This window comes from Pantoea sp. FN0302 (assembly GCF_050113775.1).
Classification (GTDB): Bacteria; Pseudomonadota; Gammaproteobacteria; order Enterobacterales; family Enterobacteriaceae; genus Mixta; species Mixta alhagi.
Genome location: NZ_JBNJSM010000001.1, coordinates 1,708,559 through 1,732,088, shown reverse-complemented (window position 1 = coordinate 1,732,088; position 23,530 = coordinate 1,708,559). Strand labels below are relative to the sequence as shown.

The 23,530-nt window shown below is 53.8% G+C and carries 18 protein-coding genes; 17 read left to right on the top strand and 1 reads right to left on the bottom strand.

Features of this window, described 5'->3' with window-relative positions; all coding sequences use genetic code 11:
- The first annotated feature begins 20 nt into the window (after positions 1 to 20).
- The 10 genes from aroA (at position 21) to kdsB (ending at position 11,854) form a co-directional block, all read left to right on the top strand.
- Complete coding sequence (gene aroA / locus ACQE32_RS08105; protein ID WP_426974237.1) at positions 21 to 1,307, top strand: 3-phosphoshikimate 1-carboxyvinyltransferase; 1,287 nt, start codon at positions 21 to 23, stop codon at positions 1,305 to 1,307.
- A 202-nt stretch (positions 1,308 to 1,509) separates the two neighbouring features.
- Positions 1,510 to 2,193 (top strand): (d)CMP kinase, encoded by a 684-nt coding sequence (gene cmk / locus ACQE32_RS08100; protein ID WP_085067419.1) that lies wholly within the window; start codon positions 1,510 to 1,512, stop codon positions 2,191 to 2,193.
- Positions 2,194 to 2,310: 117 nt separating this feature from the next.
- On the top strand, positions 2,311 to 3,984 hold the full coding sequence (gene rpsA / locus ACQE32_RS08095; RefSeq protein ID WP_085067418.1) for a 30S ribosomal protein S1: 1,674 nt from the start codon (positions 2,311 to 2,313) through the stop codon (positions 3,982 to 3,984).
- Positions 3,985 to 4,071: 87 nt separating this feature from the next.
- On the top strand, positions 4,072 to 4,356 hold the full coding sequence (gene ihfB / locus ACQE32_RS08090) for an integration host factor subunit beta (RefSeq protein ID WP_038627039.1): 285 nt from the start codon (positions 4,072 to 4,074) through the stop codon (positions 4,354 to 4,356).
- A 205-nt stretch (positions 4,357 to 4,561) separates the two neighbouring features.
- On the top strand, positions 4,562 to 6,823 hold the full coding sequence (locus ACQE32_RS08085) for a ComEC family protein (RefSeq protein WP_427021618.1): 2,262 nt from the start codon (positions 4,562 to 4,564) through the stop codon (positions 6,821 to 6,823).
- Positions 6,824 to 6,858: 35 nt separating this feature from the next.
- Positions 6,859 to 8,607 carry a lipid A ABC transporter ATP-binding protein/permease MsbA gene (gene msbA / locus ACQE32_RS08080; protein ID WP_427021617.1) on the top strand — a complete coding sequence of 583 codons (1,749 nt, stop codon included), beginning with the start codon at positions 6,859 to 6,861 and terminating at the stop codon, positions 8,605 to 8,607.
- On the top strand, positions 8,604 to 9,578 hold the full coding sequence (gene lpxK, locus ACQE32_RS08075) for a tetraacyldisaccharide 4'-kinase (RefSeq protein WP_250652267.1): 975 nt from the start codon (positions 8,604 to 8,606) through the stop codon (positions 9,576 to 9,578). The genes msbA and lpxK overlap by 4 nt, the downstream gene beginning before the upstream one ends.
- 61 nt (positions 9,579 to 9,639) lie before the next feature.
- The gene (locus tag ACQE32_RS08070; protein WP_426974240.1) at positions 9,640 to 10,860 is read left to right on the top strand and encodes a winged helix-turn-helix domain-containing protein; all 1,221 of its coding nucleotides are present in this window, start codon (positions 9,640 to 9,642) and stop codon (positions 10,858 to 10,860) included.
- A gap of 68 nt (positions 10,861 to 10,928) precedes the next feature.
- Complete coding sequence (locus ACQE32_RS08065; protein WP_038627028.1) at positions 10,929 to 11,111, top strand: Trm112 family protein; 183 nt, start codon at positions 10,929 to 10,931, stop codon at positions 11,109 to 11,111.
- Positions 11,108 to 11,854 carry a 3-deoxy-manno-octulosonate cytidylyltransferase gene (gene kdsB / locus ACQE32_RS08060; RefSeq protein WP_250652269.1) on the top strand — a complete coding sequence of 249 codons (747 nt, stop codon included), beginning with the start codon at positions 11,108 to 11,110 and terminating at the stop codon, positions 11,852 to 11,854. The genes ACQE32_RS08065 and kdsB overlap by 4 nt, the downstream gene beginning before the upstream one ends.
- A gap of 91 nt (positions 11,855 to 11,945) precedes the next feature.
- Here kdsB and elyC read toward each other — a convergent pair whose 3' ends face one another.
- Positions 11,946 to 12,758: an envelope biogenesis factor ElyC gene (gene elyC / locus ACQE32_RS08055; protein ID WP_427021616.1), complete on the bottom strand. Its 813-nt coding sequence runs from the start codon at positions 12,756 to 12,758 to the stop codon at positions 11,946 to 11,948.
- A gap of 123 nt (positions 12,759 to 12,881) precedes the next feature.
- Here elyC and cmoM point away from each other — a divergent pair, with 123 nt between their 5' ends.
- The 7 genes from cmoM (at position 12,882) to ACQE32_RS08020 (ending at position 23,520) form a co-directional block, all read left to right on the top strand.
- Positions 12,882 to 13,667 carry a tRNA uridine 5-oxyacetic acid(34) methyltransferase CmoM gene (gene cmoM / locus ACQE32_RS08050; RefSeq protein WP_426981091.1) on the top strand — a complete coding sequence of 262 codons (786 nt, stop codon included), beginning with the start codon at positions 12,882 to 12,884 and terminating at the stop codon, positions 13,665 to 13,667.
- Complete coding sequence (mukF, locus tag ACQE32_RS08045; RefSeq protein WP_085067411.1) at positions 13,664 to 14,986, top strand: chromosome partition protein MukF; 1,323 nt, start codon at positions 13,664 to 13,666, stop codon at positions 14,984 to 14,986. Before cmoM ends, mukF begins: the two co-directional genes overlap by 4 nt.
- Positions 14,967 to 15,683: a chromosome partition protein MukE gene (mukE, locus tag ACQE32_RS08040; protein ID WP_085067410.1), complete on the top strand. Its 717-nt coding sequence runs from the start codon at positions 14,967 to 14,969 to the stop codon at positions 15,681 to 15,683. The genes mukF and mukE overlap by 20 nt, the downstream gene beginning before the upstream one ends.
- Complete coding sequence (mukB, locus tag ACQE32_RS08035; RefSeq protein ID WP_427021615.1) at positions 15,680 to 20,158, top strand: chromosome partition protein MukB; 4,479 nt, start codon at positions 15,680 to 15,682, stop codon at positions 20,156 to 20,158. Before mukE ends, mukB begins: the two co-directional genes overlap by 4 nt.
- 147 nt (positions 20,159 to 20,305) lie before the next feature.
- Entirely contained in the window at positions 20,306 to 22,111 is a 1,806-nt protein-coding gene (gene ldtD / locus ACQE32_RS08030) for a L,D-transpeptidase (protein WP_426974243.1), read from the top strand.
- 185 nt (positions 22,112 to 22,296) lie between these two features.
- Entirely contained in the window at positions 22,297 to 22,851 is a 555-nt protein-coding gene (locus ACQE32_RS08025) for a DUF882 domain-containing protein (protein ID WP_426974244.1), read from the top strand.
- Positions 22,852 to 22,890: 39 nt separating this feature from the next.
- Positions 22,891 to 23,520: an MBL fold metallo-hydrolase gene (locus ACQE32_RS08020; protein WP_427021614.1), complete on the top strand. Its 630-nt coding sequence runs from the start codon at positions 22,891 to 22,893 to the stop codon at positions 23,518 to 23,520.
- The last annotated feature ends 10 nt before the right edge of the window (positions 23,521 to 23,530 follow it).

The following is a 23,530-nucleotide window of genomic DNA, read 5'->3' as shown; positions in this document are numbered from 1 at the left end:
TTACGGAGAGAAGTTTTCACATGCAGGAATCCCTGACACTACAACCTATAGTCCGCGTTGACGGCACGGTAAATTTGCCTGGCTCAAAAAGCGTTTCTAACCGCGCCTTACTGCTGGCTGCGCTGGCTCAGGGAACGACACGCCTGACTAATCTCCTGGACAGCGATGACGTTAAACATATGCTTAATGCGCTTGGCGCTTTAGGCGTTGGCTATAAGCTGTCAGCAGATCGTACCGTCTGTGAAGTTAACGGCGTCGGCGGGCCGCTAAAAGCGGAAAAGGCGCTGGAGCTGTTCCTGGGCAACGCCGGAACCGCTATGCGTCCACTGGCTGCGGCGCTCTGCCTGGGCAGCAATGACATTGTTCTGACCGGCGAGCCACGCATGAAAGAGCGCCCCATCGGTCACCTGGTTGATGCGCTGCGTCAGGGCGGCGCGCAAATTGATTATCTCGAGCAGAACGACTATCCGCCGGTACATATTCATGGCGGTTTCGTCGGCGGCGAAGTGAGCGTAGATGGCAGCGTCTCAAGCCAGTTTTTAACGGCTCTGCTGATGGCTGCGCCGCTGGCAGCGCAGGACACCCATATTGTGATCAAAGGCGAGCTGGTATCCAAACCCTATATTGATATTACGCTGCATCTGATGAATACCTTTGGCGTCAGGGTAGAAAACAGTAATTACCAACGCTTCTCGATTCGTGGGCAGCAGCGTTATATCTCACCCGGCAACTATCTGGTGGAAGGCGATGCCTCTTCTGCCTCTTACTTTCTTGCCGCCGCCGCGATAAAAGGCGGTACGGTGCGCGTTACCGGCGTGGGGCGTAATAGCGTACAGGGCGATATCCGTTTTGCTGACGTGCTGGAAAAAATGGGCGCTAAAATCGAGTGGGGTGATGATTATATTGCCTGTACACGTGATAAATTACAGGCTGTGGATCTGGATATGAACCATATCCCCGATGCGGCAATGACCATTGCTACTGCGGCGTTATTTGCTGAGGGCACAACGGTATTACGCAATATCTATAACTGGCGGGTGAAAGAAACCGATCGGTTATCTGCGATGGCTACCGAACTACGTAAAGTCGGCGCTGAAGTAGAAGAGGGCCATGACTTTATCCGTATTACACCTCCGCAACATCTTACTTCAGCACACATCGGCACCTATAACGATCACCGCATGGCGATGTGTTTCTCGCTGGTAGCGCTCTCTGATACTGCCGTTACCATCCTTGATCCAAAATGTACGGCAAAAACTTTTCCGGACTACTTTGAACGTCTGGCGGCTATCAGCACCTTAGCCTGAAAAAAGGCCGTCAGCGCAGATTTAAGCGGTGGCGGCTGAACCGTTACGTTATTTTATCTGTGAGCGGAAGTTCCTAAAAAGAAGATTATTTGGTGCCTGTCTGTCCTTAAAGATAACGTTCTTAATGATTGCAGCGTATAATATGCCGCGACTTATGAATGCAGGTAGCAATAAGAACGACCAGCAGCGACAGGAGAATAAAATGACGGCAACAGCCCCGGTAATTACCATTGATGGTCCAAGCGGCGCGGGCAAAGGCACGCTCTGCAAGGCAATGGCTGAGGCGCTGCAGTGGCATCTGCTTGATTCTGGTGCTATTTATCGCGTATTAGCGTTGGCAGCGCTTCATCATCAGGTAGATATCGAATCAGAAGAGGCGCTGGTGCCTATCGCCGCGCATTTAGATGTGCGCTTTATCTCTACCGATGGGGAAATGGCGGTCATTCTGGAAGGCGAAGATGTAACGGGTGAAATCCGTACGCAGGAAGTGAGCAATACGGCCTCGAAAGTGGCGGCCTTTCCTCGGGTACGTGAGGCGTTATTGCGTCGTCAACGTGCGTTTCGCGATGCGCCAGGCCTGATTGCCGACGGTCGTGATATGGGCACGGTGGTTTTCCCCGATGCGCCAGTAAAAATTTTTCTGGACGCCAGCTCCGAAGAGCGTGCACACCGTCGTATGCTACAGTTGCAGGAGAAGGGCTTTAGTGTTAACTTTGAACGCCTTTTAGCCGAGATAAAGGAGCGCGACGAGCGCGACCGTAACCGAGCTATTGCGCCGCTGGTACCCGCGCAAGATGCGCTAGTGTTGGATTCAACCAGCATGAGTATTGAGCAGGTGATTGATACCGCGCTCAATTATGCCCGTGAAAAACTGGCATTATCGTAGGCTGGCGGCTGAACAGATGTAATAACCTGGTGATAAGGAACGTCATCAGGCATGTTAAACAACCCCATCCGGCAGGAAGTCAGGTGGACGTTAAATTTACCTATCTAAAGATTAAATATGACTGAATCTTTTGCTCAACTGTTTGAAGAATCCCTGAAAGAAATCGAAACCCGCCCGGGTTCCATCGTTCGCGGTGTTGTTGTTGCTATCGACAAAGATATCGTACTGGTTGACGCCGGTCTGAAATCTGAGTCCGCCATTCCGGCTGAGCAGTTCAAGAACGCCCAGGGCGAGATTGAAATCCAGGTTGGTGACGAAGTTGACGTTGCTCTGGATGCAGTAGAAGACGGCTTCGGTGAAACCCTGCTGTCTCGTGAGAAAGCGAAGCGTCACGAAGCATGGCTGATGCTGGAAAAAGCTTACGAAGAAGCTGCAACTGTAACTGGCGTGATCAACGGCAAAGTCAAGGGCGGCTTCACTGTTGAGCTGAACGGTATTCGTGCGTTCCTGCCAGGTTCTCTGGTTGACGTGCGTCCAGTGCGCGATACGCTGCACCTGGAAGGCAAAGAGCTTGAGTTCAAAGTAATCAAGCTGGATCAGAAGCGCAACAACGTTGTTGTTTCTCGTCGTGCCGTTATCGAATCTGAAAACAGCGCAGAACGCGACCAGCTGCTGGAAAACCTGCAGGAAGGCATGGAAGTCAAAGGTATCGTTAAGAACCTCACTGACTACGGCGCCTTCGTTGACCTGGGCGGCGTTGACGGCCTGCTGCACATCACTGACATGGCGTGGAAACGCGTTAAGCATCCGAGCGAAATCGTCAATGTTGGCGACGAAATCACCGTTAAGGTGCTGAAGTTCGATCGCGAGCGTACCCGTGTGTCTCTGGGCCTGAAACAGCTGGGCGAAGATCCGTGGGTAGCTATCGCTAAACGTTATCCGGAAGGGACTAAACTGACCGGTCGCGTGACCAACCTGACTGACTACGGCTGCTTCGTTGAAATCGAAGAAGGCGTTGAAGGCCTGGTACACGTGTCTGAAATGGACTGGACCAACAAAAACATCCACCCGTCCAAAGTTGTTAACGTTGGCGACGTGGTAGAAGTGATGGTTCTGGATATCGACGAAGAACGTCGTCGTATCTCTCTGGGCCTGAAACAGTGCAAATCCAACCCATGGCAGCAGTTTGCGGAAACCCATAACAAGGGCGACCGTGTTGAAGGTAAAATCAAGTCAATCACTGACTTCGGTATCTTCATCGGCCTGGAAGGCGGCATCGACGGTCTGGTTCACCTGTCTGACATCTCCTGGAACGCGACTGGTGAAGAAGCGGTTCGTGAGTACAAAAAAGGTGACGAAATCGCCGCTGTTGTTCTGCAGGTTGACGCAGAGCGCGAGCGTATCTCCCTGGGCGTTAAGCAGCTGGCAGAAGACCCGTTCAACAACTACATCTCTCTGAACAAGAAAGGTGCAATTGTTACTGGTAAAGTAACTGCAGTTGACGCTAAAGGTGCTACAGTTGAATTAGCAGACGGCGTTGAAGGCTACCTGCGCGCTTCTGAAGCTTCTCGCGACCGTATCGAAGACGCAACTCAGGTTTTGAATGTTGGTGATGACGTTGAAGCGAAATTCACTGGCGTTGATCGTAAAAACCGTGTTGTAAGCCTGTCTGTACGTGCTAAAGACGAAGCTGACGAAAAAGATGCTATCGCTACTGTTAACAACAAACAGGAAGAGAGCAACTTCTCTAACGCTATGGCTGAAGCATTCAAAGCAGCTAAAGGCGAATAATCGTCTTCAGGCTCCGGGTCGCCTTTGGGCGCCCGGTTCCTGTAGCAAGCTGTCAGACCATTCCCACAGGGATTAACCGGAGGATTAATGACCAAGTCAGAACTTATTGAAAGACTTGCGGCCCAGCAAACTCATATCCCGGCGAAAGCCGTAGAGGATGCGGTAAAAGAGATGCTTGAGCATATGGCCACTACGTTGGCTCAGGGTGAACGCATCGAAATCCGGGGGTTTGGCAGTTTCTCTTTGCATTACCGTGCGCCGCGCGTTGGCCGCAATCCTAAAACTGGTGATAAAGTGGAACTGGAAGGTAAATACGTTCCCCATTTTAAACCCGGTAAAGAATTGCGCGATCGTGCGAACATTTACGGCTAAAGTAAAATGACGATATATAAAAAAACGACACGTTGTGTCGTTTTTTTTGCTTTCGATTCAGTGAATGCGCGCATGTTCACAGCGAGCCGACAACCTTTGTAAACCCAGGAATTTCTTTGCGTCATTGCTTTCAGCAATGCCAGCTTTCCGCTGTGCGTAGCCTGTCAATTCGGCATACTCATCCTTCGTTTATAAGGATGAAACCATGCCATATTCTCTCCATGTGCTGGCTTTATTAGCCACGCTCGCGACATTGCCCCTGCTGTTTTTGACGCAGTTGCCGGAACATAACAGCCTGGTCTGTATGCTAATTGCAGCGCTGGCGTTTTTCATGCTGCCGCAGCGGGCGTTACGCTATATGGCAACCGCTGGGATATTAATGGTCTGGGCATTACTGGCCGCGCGCCAGGCCACGGAACCGCTCGCTAAATTAACTGAAGGGATCATTAAGGTACCCGCAGAGATCGCTCAGGTTCGGCATGATAAGGCACAGCTAAAGGTAAAAATAGTTGAGTATGATAATCAGCGGATATTTCCCCCGGTTTATGCCAGCGTAACAGCAGATAAGTTTCAGCAGAAATGGTGTATGGGGCAACGTTGGGAAATGACGCTGCGTCTGCGCCCGGTACATGCGCGCTTAAACGAAGGGGGTTTTGACGCCCAGCGATTCGCTCTGGCTAATCATACGCCGCTACAGGGCAGACTGCTGGCTGCCAGATTGCTCAGTAGCGACTGTTCATGGCGTCAGCGCCTGATGAACCATGCTCAGCAGCAATATCAGCATCTGCCCTGGCACGGTGTAATGACTGCCTTGCTCTTTGGCGATCGGGAAGAGGTTAATGCTGACACCCGCGCTCTGTTGAGGGATACCGGAATTGCGCATCTAATGGCCATTTCCGGTATGCATATCAGTCTGGCTGCCTCGCTGGGATGGCTGGCGGCCAGAGCCTTACAATATTTGTTGCCGACATGGCGCATAGGCTATGCGTTGCCGCTATCGTTCAGCCTGTGCGTCGCCGCAATCTACTGTTGGCTGGCAGGCAATAGCCCACCGGCTATAAGGGCCATGAGTGCGTTAACACTATGGACGCTGGTGCGCTTTCAGGCGATCAACTGCAGCAGCTGGCAAATTTGGCTGATCTGCGTGGGCGGGATCCTGTTTGTTGATCCCATGGCGGTTCTGTCGGACAGCTTTTGGCTTTCGGCCGTGGCGGTAGCCATTTTGCTGTTTTGGTTTCAGTGGTTTCCATTGCCTGCCCGCTGGCGCTGGCGCAAGCGCTGGATGCTTCTGCAACTCATGCATTTGCAGTTGGGGATGTTGCTGTTACTGGTCCCCATTCAGATTTATATCTTTCATGGCGTAAGTTTGTCCTCTCTGCCAGCTAATCTGCTGGCTATACCCGTGGTCTCTTTTATCACGGTGCCGGCCTTGTTGTTGGCGATGGTGATGCCCGCCAGCTGGCTTGCCTTTCCGCTTTGGTGGATGGCCGATCGCTCTCTTGCGCTAACCTTTTATCTCTTAACCCTTTTGCCGGAGGGATGGCTATGGCTGGGGAAAAAGGCGCTGATCGCCAGCTTTATCATCTGGCTACTTTTTATCGCTTTTCGTCTGGGATGGTGGCGACGCGCGCCGGCGGCGTTAATTGCTACCTGCTGTCTGCCCGCGCTGTGGCATATCACCCGTGTTGAGCCTGAGTGGCGGCTGGATATGCTCGACATTGGTCATGGCCTGGCAATTGTTATCTCGCAAAATGGACACGCGCTGGTGTATGACACCGGCAATCGCTGGCCTGGAGGAAGCGCCGCCCGGCAAACTCTGTTGCCATGGTTAAACTGGCACGGTCTGTCGGTGGATGAAATCATTATCAGCCATCAGCACCTCGATCATATGGGGGGATTAGCTGATATGCAGCAGGCCTGGCCTGGGGCAGTGGTACGTAGCGCGCTTACCTTGCCAGGACATCAACCCTGTATTGCGGGAACGCGCTGGCAATGGCAGCAGTTGACTTTTGATGTACTGTGGCCGCTGGCGACAAGCGAGCATGGCAATAATAATGACTCTTGTGTGGTGCGGATTGATGATGGACGCTACCGGGTACTGTTGACGGGCGACGTGGAAGCGGCTGCGGAAAAAGCGCTACTGCGACGCGATCGTCTGGCGCTACAGGCCGATATTATTCAGGTGCCGCATCATGGCAGCAAGACCTCATCGACCGCAGCGCTGTTACGCAATGTTAAGGGAAGCGTGGCGCTTGCTTCGGTGGCGCGTTATAACACCTGGCGTTTGCCTTCGGTTCAGGTTATCGGGCGCTATCGTAAAAATGGCTATTACTGGCGCGATACTTCGCGTTCCGGGCAGCTTAGCGTGGGTTTTTATCATGATGGATGGCAAGTCAAGGGGTTAAGAGAACAAATAATGCCCCGCTGGTATCATCAGTGGTTTGGCGTACAGAGCGAATCCAGGTAAAATGAGCGGCTATTTCAAACAATGCTGGTTAAATAATGCATCAAGATAAAGATCTCTCAACATGGCAGACTTTTCGTCGCCTTTGGCCGATGATCGCACCGCATAAAGCGGGACTGATTGCGGCAGCCGTAGCGCTTATCATCAACGCGGCAGGCGATACCCTTATGCTGTCATTGCTGAAACCTTTACTGGATGAAGGCTTTGGTAAGGCCGATGAATCGGTCTTAATGTGGATGCCGTTGGCGGTAATCGGCCTGATGTTGATTCGCGGCGTCTCGAGTTATATTTCAAGCTACTGTATTTCATGGGTTTCCGGCAATGTTGTCATGAATATGCGTCGTCGCTTATTCAATCATATGATGGGAATGCCGGTCTCCTTTTTCGATCAGCAGTCCACCGGGACACTGCTGTCGCGTATAACCTATGATTCTGAACAGGTTGCCTCTTCTTCTTCCAGCGCTCTGGTTACCGTAGTACGCGAAGGCGCGTCGATTATCGGCCTGTTTATCATGATGTTTTACTACAGCTGGCAGCTGTCGCTGATCCTGATTGTGCTCGCACCGATTGTTTCTATAGCGATTCGTACCGTCTCCAAACGTTTTCGCAGCATCAGTAAAAATATGCAGAACACCATGGGGCAGGTAACCACCAGCGCTGAGCAGATGCTGAAAGGGCACAAAGAAGTACTGATTTTCGGTGGTCAGGATGTGGAAGCGGAGCGTTTTGATAAAGTCAGCAACCGCATGCGTCATCAGGGAATGAAGCTGGTTTCTGCTTCATCTATTTCCGACCCTATCATTCAGCTGATCGCTTCTCTGGCGCTGGCTTTTGTGCTTTATGCCGCCAGCTTCCCCAGCGTAATGGATACCCTGACGGCAGGCACCATCACCGTGGTCTTTTCTTCAATGATTGCGCTGATGCGTCCGTTAAAGTCATTAACCAATGTGAATGCTCAGTTTCAACGCGGCATGGCCGCCTGTCAGACGCTGTTCTCTATTCTTGATAGCGAGCAGGAAGTGGATACCGGCAAGCGTGAAGTTGAACGAGCGAAAGGGGATATCGAATTCCGTAACGTTACGTTCTGCTACCCAGGTCGCGATCTTCCGGCACTGCGTAATATCAATCTGACCATCCCGGCAGGTAAAACCGTGGCGCTGGTCGGACGTTCCGGCTCGGGTAAATCGACCATCGCCAGCCTGCTGACGCGTTTTTACGATATCCAGCAGGGGGAGATCCTGATGGATGGTCACGATCTGCGTGAATATACTCTGCGCTCTCTGCGTAATCAGGTTGCGCTGGTCTCGCAAAATGTTCATCTGTTTAACGATACCATTGCTAACAACATCGCCTACGCGCGAAACGACGTCTATAACCGCCAGGAGATCGAAAAGGCCGCTGAAATGGCACATGCCATGGACTTTATCCGCAAAATGGATAACGGCCTGGATACCGTTATTGGTGAGAACGGCGTTCTGCTTTCCGGCGGACAGCGTCAGCGTATCGCCATAGCTCGCGCGCTGCTGCGTGACAGCCCGATCCTGATTCTTGACGAGGCGACTTCGGCACTGGATACCGAATCTGAACGTGCTATCCAGACCGCGCTGGATGAACTGCAGAAAAACCGTACTTCGCTGGTTATCGCGCACCGCCTCTCCACTATCGAAAAAGCTGATGAAATCGTGGTGGTTGAGGATGGACAGATTATTGAGCGCGGCACGCATGATGAATTGCTTAGCCAGCGGGGCGCCTATGCGCAGCTGCATAAGATGCAGTTTGGTCAATGATTGAGCGTATCTGGAGCGGTCGCTCGGCGCTCTATTTGCTGCTGTTGCCGTTCAGCCTGCTGTATGGGCTGATCGCCAGCCTTATCCGGCTGAGCTATCGCCTTGGCCTGCGTCACGCCTGGCGTGCGCCGGTTCCGGTGGTAGTGGTGGGGAATCTCACTGCAGGCGGTAACGGTAAAACGCCGGTGGTTATCTGGCTGGTGGAGCAACTGCAGCAGCGGGGGCTGCGCGTCGGCGTAGTCTCACGTGGCTATGGCGGCAAGGCCGAGCGTTATCCGCTACTGCTGAACGCTGCAACCTCGACGCTGGAAGCGGGCGATGAGCCAGTACTGATCGCTCAGCGTACCGGTGCCCCGGTTGCCGTCGCGCCGGTACGCAGTGATGCGGTTAAAGCCTTGCTCGCCGCCGGTCCGCTGGATCTGATCGTGACTGATGATGGTTTACAGCATTATGCGCTGGCACGCGATATGGAAATTGTTGTGGTCGATGGCGAAAGGCGCTTCGGCAACGGCTGGTGGTTACCTGCCGGCCCGATGCGTGAGCGCGCCAGCCGGTTGCAACAGGTGGATGCCGTGATTATTAACGGTGGAGAGGCCAGGCAAGGCGAGCTGTCAATGACGCTTCAGCCGGGCGAAGCGATAAACCTGAAGACCGGGGCCAGCCGTCAGGCAGCAGCCTTATCGCCGGTGGTGGCGATGGCGGGTATCGGACATCCGCCGCGCTTTTTCTCTACGCTGCGTCAGCATGGGGTTGAGGTTATCCAGGCCATCCCTTTTGCCGATCATCAGGCCTACAGCGAAGCGAGCCTGACAGCGCTGACTCCGAACAATGAACCCTTGATCATGACGGAAAAGGATGCGGTAAAGTGCCGGGCTTTCGCTCATGAGAACTGGTGGTATTTGCCGGTTAGAGCGCATTTCTCCACGACGGCAGAGCCACTACTGCAAAAAATTATCGCGCTGTGCCGTTAGCGGTTTAACAGCGTTGAGCAGAGCCACTAAACTGGTGCTATCCGAATGAAAGGAAAAGCTGATGGCACCCGTTTCTCTTTCCCGTCAGACTGCCCGTAACCTGCATCTTGCTGCGCAAGGGTTGCTGCATCCACCTGCACGTCAGGCCACCTACAACGATTTGCTGGCAATAATTCGGCGCATGTCGCTGCTGCAAATCGATACCATTCATGTCGTCGCGCGTAGTCCTTATCTGGTCCTGTTTAGCCGCCTGGGCGATTATCCTGCCATCTGGCTGGAGCAGGCTCTGGCTTCCGGCAGTCTGTTTGAATACTGGGCGCATGAAGCCTGTTTTATTCCTGCTGAAGATTACCCCTTATTGCGCCACCGAATGCTGCAACCAGAAAAAATGGGCTGGAAATACAGCGCTGAATGGATGAGGCAACATGCTGATGAAGTGGCGAACCTGCTTCAACATATCGCCACCCACGGCCCGGTACGTTCTGCTGATTTTGCCACGACGCCCGGACATCAGCCAGGCTGGTGGGCGTGGAAGCCGCATAAGCGACATCTGGAAAATCTGTTTACCGCCGGGGAGCTGATGGTTACTGGCCGACAAAATTTTCAGCGTATTTATGATCTGCGGCAACGGGTGCTACCGGAATGGGATGATGCATTGCATATGCTTAGCGAAAAAGATGCCCGGGAACAGATGTTACGCAACAGCGCCCGGAGCCTGGGGCTGTTTCGCGCCGAGTGGTTACCGGACTATTACCGCCTGAAACGCGTTGCGTTAAAAGAGCTGATGCCACGCTGGCAGGAAGAGGGCTTTGTCGTCGCGGTAACGGTGGAAGATATGGGCGAGATGTGGCTGCATCATGAGAGTGCGGCATTATTAGAAAAGCCGCTGAAAGCCACCCATACGGCTATTCTCTCTCCTTTTGATCCTGTGGTCTGGGATCGACGCCGCGCACTGGCGCTATTTGATTTTAATTATCGGCTGGAGTGCTATACGCCTGAAGCAAAGCGCCTTTATGGTTATTTTACCTTGCCGTTACTGCATCGTGGCGCACTCAAGGCCCGGCTGGATGCGAAAATGTTACGCCGCGAGCGTTGCTTACAGATTAAGAACGTATGGCTGGAAGACAAAACCCGGGTTGGCGCAGGCCTGGTGAATGACATGCGTAAAGCTATCGATCGCTTTGCCCGCTGGCAGGGCGCTGAGCAGGTCAGAATAGAAAAAGGGCCCGATAAGCTGTTACAGCTCATGGGAACCCACTGGCCGCTAACGACGCAAGCGTGACATTATCGCCCATTCAGCGGCTGTGTTATGCTTGCCATCCTGAGGCTTCGGTGCATTACGGAGGAAACATGGATCACCGTTTACTTGAAATCGTTGCTTGTCCGGTCTGTAACGGCAAGCTCTACTACAACAAAGAGCAGCAGGAACTTATCTGCAAACCAGATGGCCTGGCATATCCGGTGCGCGACGGCATTCCGGTGCTGCTGGAAAACGAAGCCCGTACGCTCTCTGCAGATGAGATACATCCATGAGTTTTGTCGCCATCATTCCGGCTCGTTTTGCATCAACACGTTTACCCGGTAAACCGCTGGTTGATATTCACGGTAAACCGATGGTGGTGCATGTGATGGAGCGAGCGCTGCAGTCGGGCGCCGATCGCGTTATTGTTGCCACCGATCATCCCGACGTGGCGGCGGCAGTTACCGCGGCAGGCGGCGAAGTTTGCCTGACGCGGCCCGATCATCAATCGGGTACCGAGCGGCTGGCTGAAGTGATCGAACAGTATCAGTTTGCCGATGACACCATCATTGTTAACGTGCAGGGCGATGAGCCATTGATTCCGCCTGAAATTATCCGTCAGGTTGCTGAAAATCTGGCTGAGTCCGAGGCGGGCATGGCAACGCTGGCGGTGCCAATTACCGATGCTGAGGAAGCCTTTAATCCCAATGCGGTGAAAGTAGTCCGCGATGCGCGGGGATATGCGCTCTATTTTTCTCGCGCTACCATTCCCTGGGATCGTGAGCGCTTTGCACAGTCGCGTGACACTATTGGCGGCAGCCTGCTGCGTCATATCGGTATTTATGCTTACCGGGCCGGTTTTATTCGTCGCTACGTAAGCTGGGAGCCCAGCGAACTGGAACAGATCGAACTGCTGGAGCAGCTGCGCGTACTCTGGTATGGCGAAAAGATCCATGTCGATGTCGCAGCGACAACGCCAGCCGCAGGCGTTGACACGGCTGAAGATCTGGCTCGCGTTCGTGAGGCGTTACGCTAAACAGACGTTGCCAGCGAAGGGAGTCTCCTTCAGGTTTCTCCCTTTGTTTTGCCTTTCCTCCCTGTCACACTGACACGGGCGTTTCCGCTCTCTACTCCCGCTTATCCGCTAAAGGCGCAGCCTGCGATATCGTGCCATCCGCGGCGGTTTTCCCATTCAGACTCTGCCACAGCGCGCCCAGCCTTTCATAGACCGCACGTTCGCTATGACTTAGCCACAGCGGCGCAGGCAACGCTTTCTCCCACCAGTTAAGCGGCGAATCGATTGCCATCTGATTTGCCGGTGCGGCAATTGGCATCAGGCCCTGATGATGGAAAAACGTCATGGCGCGCGGCATATGATTGGCAGAAGTCACTAACAGAAAAGGGCGCTGTGCCACGATCTGTTTCACCGCCAGCGCCTCCTCGTCCGTATCCCGTGGCTGGTCGAGTTGAATGATATCCGCCGACGGCACTCCCAAAGAGCGCGCGACCCGGGCGGCGACTTCGGCATTGCTGACGGGATTGGATAACGCGGGCGCGCCGGTAAAAATCATCTTAGCGCCAGGGTGCATTCGCCATTGCCTTACGCCCTCAGTTACACGGGGCAGGCTGTTGCCAATCAGATTGGAGCTCGGCGCCCAGGCTGGATTCCAGGTATAGCCGCCGCCAAGCACCACAATAAACGCCACGGGATCGGTTTGATTATAGGTGGGATAACGCTGCTCCAGCGGACGCAGCAAACTATCCGCTATCGGCTGCAGGCTCAGAGAAAAAAGCATAATCCATGCGGCGGAAACAAGCGTTTTCCCGCTTTTTTGCCAGCGTGAGAACCAAAGCAGCAAAAGCCCGACCGCCATTAACAAAAGCAGCAAAGGCAAGGGCAGCAACAGGCCGCCAACTATTTTTTTTAGGGTAAAAAGCATGAATACCGATTCCTTTTGTCCGAAAAAACATCATCTGATAGCCAGACTCTGCATCAAAGGTTCATTCTGCGGCGGGGTATGACAAAATAGGCGCCCTGAAACAGCAATCCCCGGAGCTGAGGCATGCAGGATCGTAACTTTGACGATATTGCCCTTAAATTTGCGCAAAACATTTACGGTACCACCAAAGGGCGTATTCGTCAGGCTATCCTGTGGCAGGAGTTGGATGTGTTGCTGGAGATGCTACCGGCGCGATCGCTGAACATTCTGGACGTTGGCGGCGGTCAGGGACAAATTGCCTGCGGACTGGCCGCGCGCGGTCATCAGGTATTGCTGTGCGACATATCCGGTGAAATGCTGCAGCGTGCCCGCGAACATGCGCAGCAGCAGGATGTGCTGGATAACATGCAATTCAAACAAATTAGCGCGCAGCAGGTGGCGCAATGCTTGGATAAGCCAGCGGATCTGGTATTGTTTCACGCTGTGTTGGAATGGGTCGCCGAGCCTGAAGCGATTCTGGCTACGCTGTATGAAGCGCTGGCACCGGGCGGCATATTATCGTTGATGTTTTACAACCTGCACGGGCAGATATTAAGTACGGCGGCGCATGGCAATTTTGGCTGGCTGGAAGTAGGCATGAAGAAAGGCAAAAAGAAAACGCTTTCGCCTGATTATCCGCGCGATCCCCAACAGGTCTATCAGTGGCTGCAATCCTGCGGCTTCATTATTGAACGCCGCGCCGGCATTCGGGTATTTCACGATTACATGCACGATAAACAACGACGAATAGATGAATTTGATCGGCTGTTGGCATTAGAAACCCAATATTGCCGCCAGGAACCCTTTATCAGCCTGGGGCGGTATATCCATGTCACGGCGCGCAAACCCGGCCCGAAGGACCTACTATGAGTGATTTTTCCCAGACTGTCCCGGAGCTGGTCTCCTGGGCGCGGAAAAACGATTTTTCCGTTTCGTTACCCACCGAACGTCTGGCGTTTCTGCTGGCTATCGCCACGCTAAACAGCGAGCGCATGGATGGGGAAATGAGCGAGGGCGAATTGATCGATGCGTTTCGTCACGTCAGTAACGCTTTTGAGCAAAGCCATGAAACCGTAGTGGTACGCGCCAATAATGCGATAAACGATATGGTGCGCCAGCGCCTGCTTAATCGCTTTACCAGCGAACTGGCGGATGGCAACGCTATCTATCGTCTGACGCCGCTGGCGATCGGTATTACCGATTACTATATCCGCCAGCGTGAATTTTCCACTCTGCGTCTCTCTATGCAGCTTTCGATTGTTGCCCAGGAGTTGAAGCGGGCGGCGGATGCAGCGGAAGAGGATGGCGACGAATTTCACTGGCACCGCAACGTTTTCGCGCCGCTGAAATACTCGGTGGCGGAGATTTTCGACAGCATCGATTTAACCCAGCGCCTGATGGATGAGCAACAGCAGTCGGTTAAAAACGATATCGCCGCGCTGCTAAATCAGGACTGGCGCGCCGCTATCTCCAGTTGTGAACTGCTGCTTTCGGAAACGTCTGGCACGCTGCGCGAGCTGCAGGATACGCTGGAAGCTGCGGGCGATAAGCTGCAGGCAAATCTGCTGCGCATTCAGGATGCTACGCTCAGCAGCCCGGATCTTGGTTTTGTCGATAAGCTGGTGTTCGATCTGCAGAATAAACTCGATCGTATTATTAGCTGGGGCCAGCAGGCGATTGACCTGTGGATCGGCTATGACCGTCACGTCCATAAGTTTATCCGTACCGCTATCGATATGGATAAAAACCGTGTCTTTGCGCAGCGCTTGCGTCAGTCGGTACAGAACTATTTTGATCAGCCCTGGGCGCTGACCTATGCCAATGCCGATCGCCTGTTTGATATGCGTGACGAAGAGCTGACGCTGCGTGACGAAGAGGTCACCGGCGAGCTGCCTTCGGAACTGGAGTATGAAGAATTTAATGAAATCCGTGAGCAGCTTGCAGCGATGATTGAAGAAGCGCTGCAGATTTACAAAACGGAAAACAGACCGCTTAACCTCGGTGAGGTCATGCGGGATTATCTGGCACAGTACCCACGGGCCCGTCATTTTGACGTGGCGCGCATTGTCGTCGACCAGGCGGTGCGTTTAGGCGTGGCGGAAGCTGATTTTTCCGGGTTGCCGGCGCAATGGCAGCCCATTAATGATTACGGAGCCAAGGTGCAGGCACATGTCATCGACAAATATTGAACAAGTGATGCCAGTTAAAATGGCTCAGGCACTGGCGAATCCGCTTTTTCCCGCGCTGGACAGCCAGCTGCGTGCGGGGCGACATATCGGCATTGAAGAGCTGGACAACCATGCCTTTTTAATGGATTACCAGGAATACCTTGAAGAGTTTTATGCGCGCTATAACGTTGAACTGGTGCGTGCGCCGGAAGGTTTTTTCTATTTACGTCCGCGTTCTACCACGCTGATCCCACGTTCAGTACTTTCTGAGCTGGATATGCTGGTGGGAAAAATTCTCTGTTATCTCTATCTCAGCCCGGAACGCCTGGCGAACGAGGGGATTTTTACCCAGCAGGAACTCTATGACGAACTGGTGAGCCTGGCGGATGAAGGGAAGCTGCTAAAGGTTGTGAATCAGCGTTCCACCGGGTCGGATCTCGATCGTCAGAAGCTGCAGGAAAAAATGCGCGCGTCGCTTAATCGTCTGCGCCGTCTTGGCATGGTGTGGTTCATGGGCAACGACAGCAGTAAATTTCGCATTATGGAATCCGTTTTTCGCTTTGGCGCCGATGTTCGCAGCGGCGACGATCCGCGCGAAGCGCAGCTGCGTATGATTCGCACCGGCGAAGCCATGACGCTGGAAACCACGGAAAACAGCGAAGAAGAAGCGGATAGCCAGCAGCGCCAGGCAGACATGGCAGAGGATGAAGAGGAATGATTGAACGCGGAAAGTTTCGCTCGCTCACGCTGATTAACTGGAACGGTTTTTTTGCGCGTACTTTTGAGCTTGATAACCTGGTCACCACGCTTTCAGGCGGAAACGGCGCCGGTAAATCCACCACCATGGCGGCTTTTATTACGGCCATGATCCCCGACTTGACGCTGCTTCATTTCCGTAATACCACCGAGGCGGGCTCTACCAGCGGATCGCGTGACAAAGGTCTGCACGGTAAGCTGCGTCCGGGCGTCTGCTACTCCGTACTGGACGTGGTCAATTCACGTCACCAGCGCGTGGTGGTCGGGGTGCGTCTGCAGCAGGTTGCCGGACGTGATAAAAAAGTGGATATTCGTCCATTTAGTATTCACGGTCTGCCCACTGCTACGCATCCCACTGAAATGCTTACAGAAACGGTTGGCACGCGTCAGGCGCGCGTCCTGCCGCTGAACGAGCTGAAAGATCGCGTTGAGGCAATGGAAGGGGTGCAGTTTAAACAGTACAACTCCATTACCGATTACCACAGCCTGATGTTTGAACTGGGCATTGTGGCGCGTCGCCTGCGCTCCGCCAGCGATCGCAGCAAGTTTTATCGTCTGATTGAGGCTTCGCTGTATGGCGGGATCTCCAGCGCCATCACCCGTTCGCTGCGCGATTATCTGCTGCCGGAAAACAGCGGCGTGCGTAAAGCGTTTCAGGATATGGAAGCGGCGCTGCGGGAAAACCGCATGACGCTGGAAGCGATTCGCGTTACGCAGTCCGATCGTGACCTGTTTAAGCACCTGATTTCTGAAGCCACCAACTATGTGGCGGCGGACTATATGCGTCACGCCAATGAACGCCGTACCCATCTGGATGGCGCGCTGGTGCTGCGTAATGATCTTTTCGCCAGCCGTAAACAGCTGGCCGCTGAACAGTATCGTCATGTGGAAATGGCGCGTGAGCTGGCGGAGCACAGCGCTGCTGAAAGCGACCTGGAAACCGATTATCAGGCAGCCAGCGATCACCTGAACCTGGTGCAGACGGCGGTGCGCCAACAGGAAAAAATCGAACGCTACGAAGCCGATATTGATGAGCTAACCTACCGTCTGGAAGAGCAGAATGAGGTAGTGGCCGAAGCGCGTGAAGTGCAGGAAGAGAACGAAGCGCGTCGGGAAGCGGCTGAGCTGGAAGTTGATGAGCTGAAAAGCCAGCTGGCAGACTACCAGCAGGCGCTGGATGTCCAGCAAACGCGTGCGATTCAGTATCAGCAAGCGCTGCAGGCGTTACAACGCGCGCAGGAAATTTGCCGTCTGCCTGAACTCACCATCGATAATGCGGAAAGCTGGCAGGAAACCTTCCAGGCGCGTGAGCAGGAAGCCACGGAAAATCTGCTGATGCTTGAGCAGAAAATGAGCGTGGCCGAAGCGGCGCACAGCCAGTTCGAGCAGGCCTTTGAACTGGTTTGCAAAATTGCCGGGCCGGTCAGCCGTAGTGAAGCCTGGCAAACCGGACGGGAACTGCTGCGCGACGCGGCTAACCAGCGTCATCAGGCTGAGCAGCTGCCATCGCTGCGGATGCGCTTGTCGGAAATGGAACAGCGCCTGCGCGAGCAGTATGAAGCGGAGCGTTTGCTGAACGAATTTTGCAAGCGTCAGGGCCAGCAGTATGAGGCGCATGAGCTGGAAGCGCTGCAGCATGAGCTGGAAGCGCGAATTGAACAGCTGTCGCAGAGCGTAGCCGATGCCGGCGAGCAGCGCATGATGATGCGCCAGGAGCTGGAACAGCTGCGTGAACGCATTAGCCAGCTAACGGCCCGTGCGCCACACTGGCTGGCAGCACAGGAGATCCTGACTCAGCTTAGCGAACAGACCGGGCAGCCGCTGGAAAACAGCCAGCAGGTTACCGAGTTTATGCAGCAGCTGCTGGAGCGTGAGCGTGAAACCACGGTCGAGCGCGATGAGGTGGCGGCGCGTAAGCGTGAAGCGGAGCAGCAGATTGAGCGCTTAAGCCAGCCCGGCGGTTCTGAAGATCCGCGGCTGAATGCGCTGGCCGAGCGTTTCGGCGGCGTGCTGCTGTCAGAGATCTATGACGACGTCACCCTGGAAGATGCGCCTTACTTCTCGGCGCTGTATGGTCCGTCGCGTCATGCCATCGTGGTGCCTGACCTCTCGCTGGTACGCGAGCAGCTGGATGGTCTGGAAGAGTGCCCGGAAGATCTCTACCTGATCGAAGGGGATCCGCAATCTTTTGACGACAGCGTTTTCAGCACCGAAGAGCTGGAAAAAGCCGTAGTGGTCAAGGTGGCAGAGCGCCAGTGGCGTTACTCCCGCTTCCCTAAAGTGCCGCTGTTCGGTCGCGCCGCACGAGAGAAGCAGCTGGAGCTGCTGCATGCTGAACGCGAGCAACTGGCAGAGACCTACGCCACGCTCTCTTTTGACGTGCAGAAAACCCAGCGTTTGCATCAATCCTTTAGCCGCTTTATCGGCAGTCACCTGGCGGTGGCTTTTGAAGAGGATCCTGAAGCGCAAATCCGTCAGCTTAATGCGCGCCGTAGTGAAATCGAACGCGCCCTCAATGCGCACGAAAGCGAAAATCAGCAGCAGCGTCAGCAGTTTGAGCAGGCAAAAGAGGGCGTTGCACAGCTGAACCGCCTGTTACCGCGTGTAAATCTGCTGCTTGATGAGACGTTGGCGGATCGCTGCGAAGAACTGCGTGAACTGATGAGTGAAGCGCAGGAGGCGGCGCGCTTTGTACAACAGCATGGCAATCATCTGGCTCGTCTTGAGCCGCTGTTGTCGGTGCTGCAGAGCGATCCGCAGCAGCATGAACAGTTAAAAGCAGACTATCAGCAGGCGCAGCAGACGCAGCGTGAAGCGCGCCAGCAGGCGTTTGCTATTACCGAGGTAGTACAGCGTCGCGCCCATTTCGGCTATGCAGACTCTGCCGGTATGCTTACCGGAACCAGCGATCTGAATGAAAAACTGCGTCAGCGTCTGGAGCAGGCGGAAGCGGAACGTGCGCGAGCGCGTGAGCAGCTGCGTGAGCATCAGGCGAAGCTAACGCAGTATTCACAGGTTCTGGCCTCGTTAAAAAGCGCCTGGGATGCCAAGCGCGATATGCTGAAAGAGCTGCAGCAGGAGATGCAGGATATTGGCGTCCAGGCCGATACCAGCGCCGAGGAGCGCGCCAGAATCCGCCGTGATGAGCTGCACAATGCCCTTAGCCATAACCGTTCGCGGCGCAACCAGCTGGAAAAACAGCTAACGTTCTGTGAAGCGGAAATGGACGGCCTGCAGAAAAAACTGCGTCGTCTGGAGCGCGATTACCATATCAGCCGCGAGCAAGTGGTCAGCGCCAAAGCGGGTTGGTGCGCGGTGATGCGCATGGTGAAAGATAACGGCGTTGAGCGACGTCTGCATCGCCGTGAACTGGCCTATCTGGGCGGCGATGAGCTGCGTTCAATGTCGGATAAAGCGCTGGGCGCGCTGCGTCTGGCGGTTGCCGATAATGAACATCTGCGAGACGTGCTGCGTCTTTCTGAAGATCCAAAACGTCCTGAGCGTAAGATTCAGTTCTTTATCGCCGTTTATCAGCATCTGCGCGAGCGTATCCGCCAGGATATTATTCGTACCGACGATCCGGTTGAAGCGATCGAGCAGATGGAAATTGAGCTTAGCCGTCTGACTGAAGAGTTGACCGCGCGTGAACAGATGCTGGCTATCAGTTCGCGTAGCGTGGCCAATATTATTCGCAAGACGATTCAGCGCGAACAGAACCGTATTCGCCAGCTTAACCAGGGCCTGCAAAGCGTGAGCTTTGGTCAGGTGCGTAGCGTGCGCCTGAATGTTAACGTGCGCGAAAGCCATGCGACGCTGCTGGATGTCCTCTCTGAACAGCATGAGCAGCATCAGGATCTGTTTAACAGCAACCGGCTGACCTTCTCCGAGGCGCTGGCCAAACTCTGGCAGCGACTCAATCCACAGATCGATATGGGACAGCGCACGGCGCAAACCATCGGCGAAGAGCTACTGGATTATCGCAACTATCTGGAAATGGAAGTTGAGGTTAACCGTGGTTCAGATGGCTGGCTGCGTGCTGAAAGCGGCGCGCTGTCAACCGGTGAAGCGATCGGTACCGGGATGTCAATTCTGGTTATGGTAGTGCAGAGCTGGGAAGAAGAGGCGCGTCGTCTGCGCGGCAAAGATATCAGCCCGTGTCGCTTGTTGTTCCTTGATGAAGCCGCGCGCCTTGATGCCAAATCGATCGCGACGCTGTTTGAACTTTGCGAACGTCTGGAGATGCAGCTGATTATCGCCGCCCCGGAAAACATCAGCCCGGAAAAAGGTACCACCTATAAACTGGTGCGTAAGGTTTTCAACAATACGGAACATGTGCATGTGGTTGGCCTGAGAGGTTTCTCTGCCGATCCGCTGCCAGGCGCGACGATGTCTCGGACGGAGCAGGACCAGTCGGAGGATGAAAAAACGCAGGTATAAATGTAGTAAAACGGTTGCCTCGCGTTTAATCTAGCCAACGGCATTTGCTCTATGAGACAAATGCCGTTGTTCGTTTATATACTTATTATAATAATTAACAGTCCTGAGGGTGTGTTAACCTCGGACCAAAGCAGGCAGGGGGCAAGGATGTTGCTGGCAAAATATCAAGCACTGAAGAAAACAACGCTGGCTTGGGCAGTTGCAATCAGCCTGGTACAGGTATCAACCGCTGCGGCGGCAATTATTACGGCCGTGCCGGTAGAAAGAGCCGGTGAATCCATGAGCGCGGCGGCAGGACAACAGCAAATGTTGGCCGCATTGCCGCAGGGCGTTAAGCCTTTTTACACCGGCTCGCTGGCATCTCTATATGCTGCCCGCCAGATGCAGCCTGTCTGGCAGGAAAAAGAAGCGGTGCAGCACTTCCAGCAGCAGCTGGCGGAAGTGGCAATTTCCGGGGTTCAGCCGCAGTTTACCCGCTGGGTAGAGCTGTTAACCGATCCTGAAATCACCGGTATGGCGCGCGATATTGTTTTATCGGACGCGATGCTGGGCTACCTGCAATTTGTTGCTAACGTGCCGAAGCAGGGTGAAAGCTGGCTCTATAGCCGCGTGCCTTACAAAATGGCGCTGCCGCCGCTTTCGGTTACCAACCAGTGGCTGGCGGCGGTTGACGCCGGGCAGTTGACTCACTTCGTAAACTCGTTAGTTCCGCAGCATCCTCAATATACCCCAATGCATAACGCGTTGAAGCAGTTACTGGCGGATAACCATCCCTGGCCGCAGCTAAAAGATAAACAGACGCTGCGTCCCGGGCAGATCAGCGATGATGTTCCGGCGTTAAAAGAGATCCTGCAGCGTACCGGCATGCTGGCGGCGCAGCATGACGCGCCAGCGCCGAATGAGGATGCGGAAGCCGCCAATCCCCCACAGAGCGATCGGCTGGCTGTGGTAAGCCCTTCTGCAACACCTGTGGCTGATATGCCAGCGTCCACGCCGGATGCGCCGGGCAGTGTCGCCTCTTCACAACCGGTGGCGACAAACGACAATATTTATGGTCCCACGCTGATTGAGGCGGTAAAGCGTTTTCAGCGTTGGCAGGGCCTGCAAGCAGACGGGGCAATTGGTCCGCGCACGCGCGAATGGCTTAATGTGTCGCCGCAGCTGCGAGCCTCGCTGTTGGCGCTGAACATCCAGCGTTTGCGCCTGCTGCCGGATGATATGCGTAATGGCATCATGGTGAATATCGCCAACTATTCGCTGGTCTATTACGCGGACGGCAATGAAATCCTATCGTCCCGCGTGATTGTAGGGCGCCCCGACCGTAAAACGCCGCTGATGCGCAGCGCGTTAAATAATGTGGTGCTAAATCCGCCGTGGAATGTGCCTACTACGCTGGTACGCCAGGATATTATTCCCAAAGTTAAACGCGATCCCTCTTATCTTTATCAGCATGGCTATACCTTGCTTTCCGGCTGGAGCAATGATGCGGAGGTTATCGATCCCAGCATGATTGACTGGAGTATGGTCTCAGCAGCCACATTCCCCTATCGCATACGTCAGGCACCGGGCGCGCATAATTCGCTGGGACGTTTTAAATTTAATATGCCCAGCTCTGATGCTATCTATTTGCATGACACGCCAAACCATAATCTTTTCCAGAAAGATATTCGCGCGCTGAGTTCTGGCTGCGTGCGGGTAAATAAGGCTTCGGAATTAGCCAGTTTACTGTTGCAGAATGCAGGCTGGGATAAGGCGCGTATATCCAGTAGCTTACAGCAGGGCGATACGCGCTATGTTCCTGTTCGCCATCATGTCCCGGTAAATCTCTTTTATCTCACAGCCTGGGTAGCGGATGACGGAAAGACACAGTTCCGCACAGATATTTACAATTACGATACCCCTGCGCAGTCAGGCACGCGTATTCTGGCGCAGGCGGGCCAACTCCTGCTTTAATTATTGATTCAGTAAACTTTTTCCCGACTGTCGGTTGTTTCTGGCGGTCGGGTTATCGCCTGCAATCTCGTTTATTCTCACATTACTGCCGTTTACTACCTTGACGTCATTCGGAGTGGCGGTTAAGGTGCGGGCTTGTGTACTTTTTGCACGGTTCGCTTTCTTTTCTCAGGTAAACGCAATTTATGGCTAATTTTGATCCACAACGTCGTAAGCTGCTGGTTTTAGGTGGTGCAGCAGCAGGGCTTGCGCTACTTCCAGGCTCAGCTCTTGCCTCTGTTTCGACTTCCCGTCCTCGTATCCTTACGCTGAACAATCTTCATACCGGTGAAACGCTGAAAACCGAGTTTTTTAATGGGCAAAGTTACGATCAGGATGAGCTGGCGCGGTTGAATCACTTTTTCCGCGATTATCGGGCAAACAAAGTTAAAAACATCGATCCCAGGCTGTTTGATCAGCTTTATCGATTACAGACAATGTTGGAAAATCGTAAACCCATTCAGCTTATTTCGGGTTATCGCTCTTTAGCCACCAATAATATGCTGCGCGGCAAAAGCAAGCGCAGTGGGGTAGCAAAACATAGCTATCATACCCTTGGCCAGGCGATGGATTTTCATATTGAAGGGATTTCTCTGAGTAATATACGCAAAGCGGCGCTAAAAATGCGCGCTGGTGGTGTAGGATATTATCCACGTAGTAACTTTGTGCATATTGATACCGGGCCGGTGCGCCACTGGTAATGCAGTGAACCCCGCCAGCTGTGCGGGTCATGGAGCTTTATGGATTATCATATTATTACCGTAACGGCATTTGCGCAGAACTGCTCGTTAATTTGGTGCAGTGAAACGCATGAGGCTGCGCTGGTCGATCCCGGCGGCGATGCGGAAATCATTAAACAACAGGTTGAAGCGAAGAAGGTCACGATAACCACCATATTGCTTACTCATGGTCATCTGGATCATGTAGGGGCTGCCGCTGAGCTGGCCGCTTATTATGGCGTAGAAATTATCGGGCCGCACAAACTCGATGCCTTCTGGCTGGAAGCTCTGCCAACGCAAAGCCAAATGTTTGGTCTTGCGGAATGCGCGCCGCTTACGCCCGATCGCTGGCTGGAAGAAGGGGAGATGGTACAGGTTGGCAATGCGACGCTGGAAGTTTTGCACTGCCCTGGCCATACACCCGGTCATATTGTTTTTTACCACCGTGCCGGGCGGTTATTGATATCCGGCGACGTTATTTTTAACGGCGGCGTAGGTCGTACAGATTTCCCACAGGGGAGCCACCAGGCGCTGATTGATTCCATTAAAAATAAGCTGCTGCCGCTTGGCGATAATATCACCTTCATTCCCGGTCATGGGCCAATATCCACTTTAGGCCGTGAGCGTATCAGTAATCCTTTTTTAATCTGAATAATCAAAA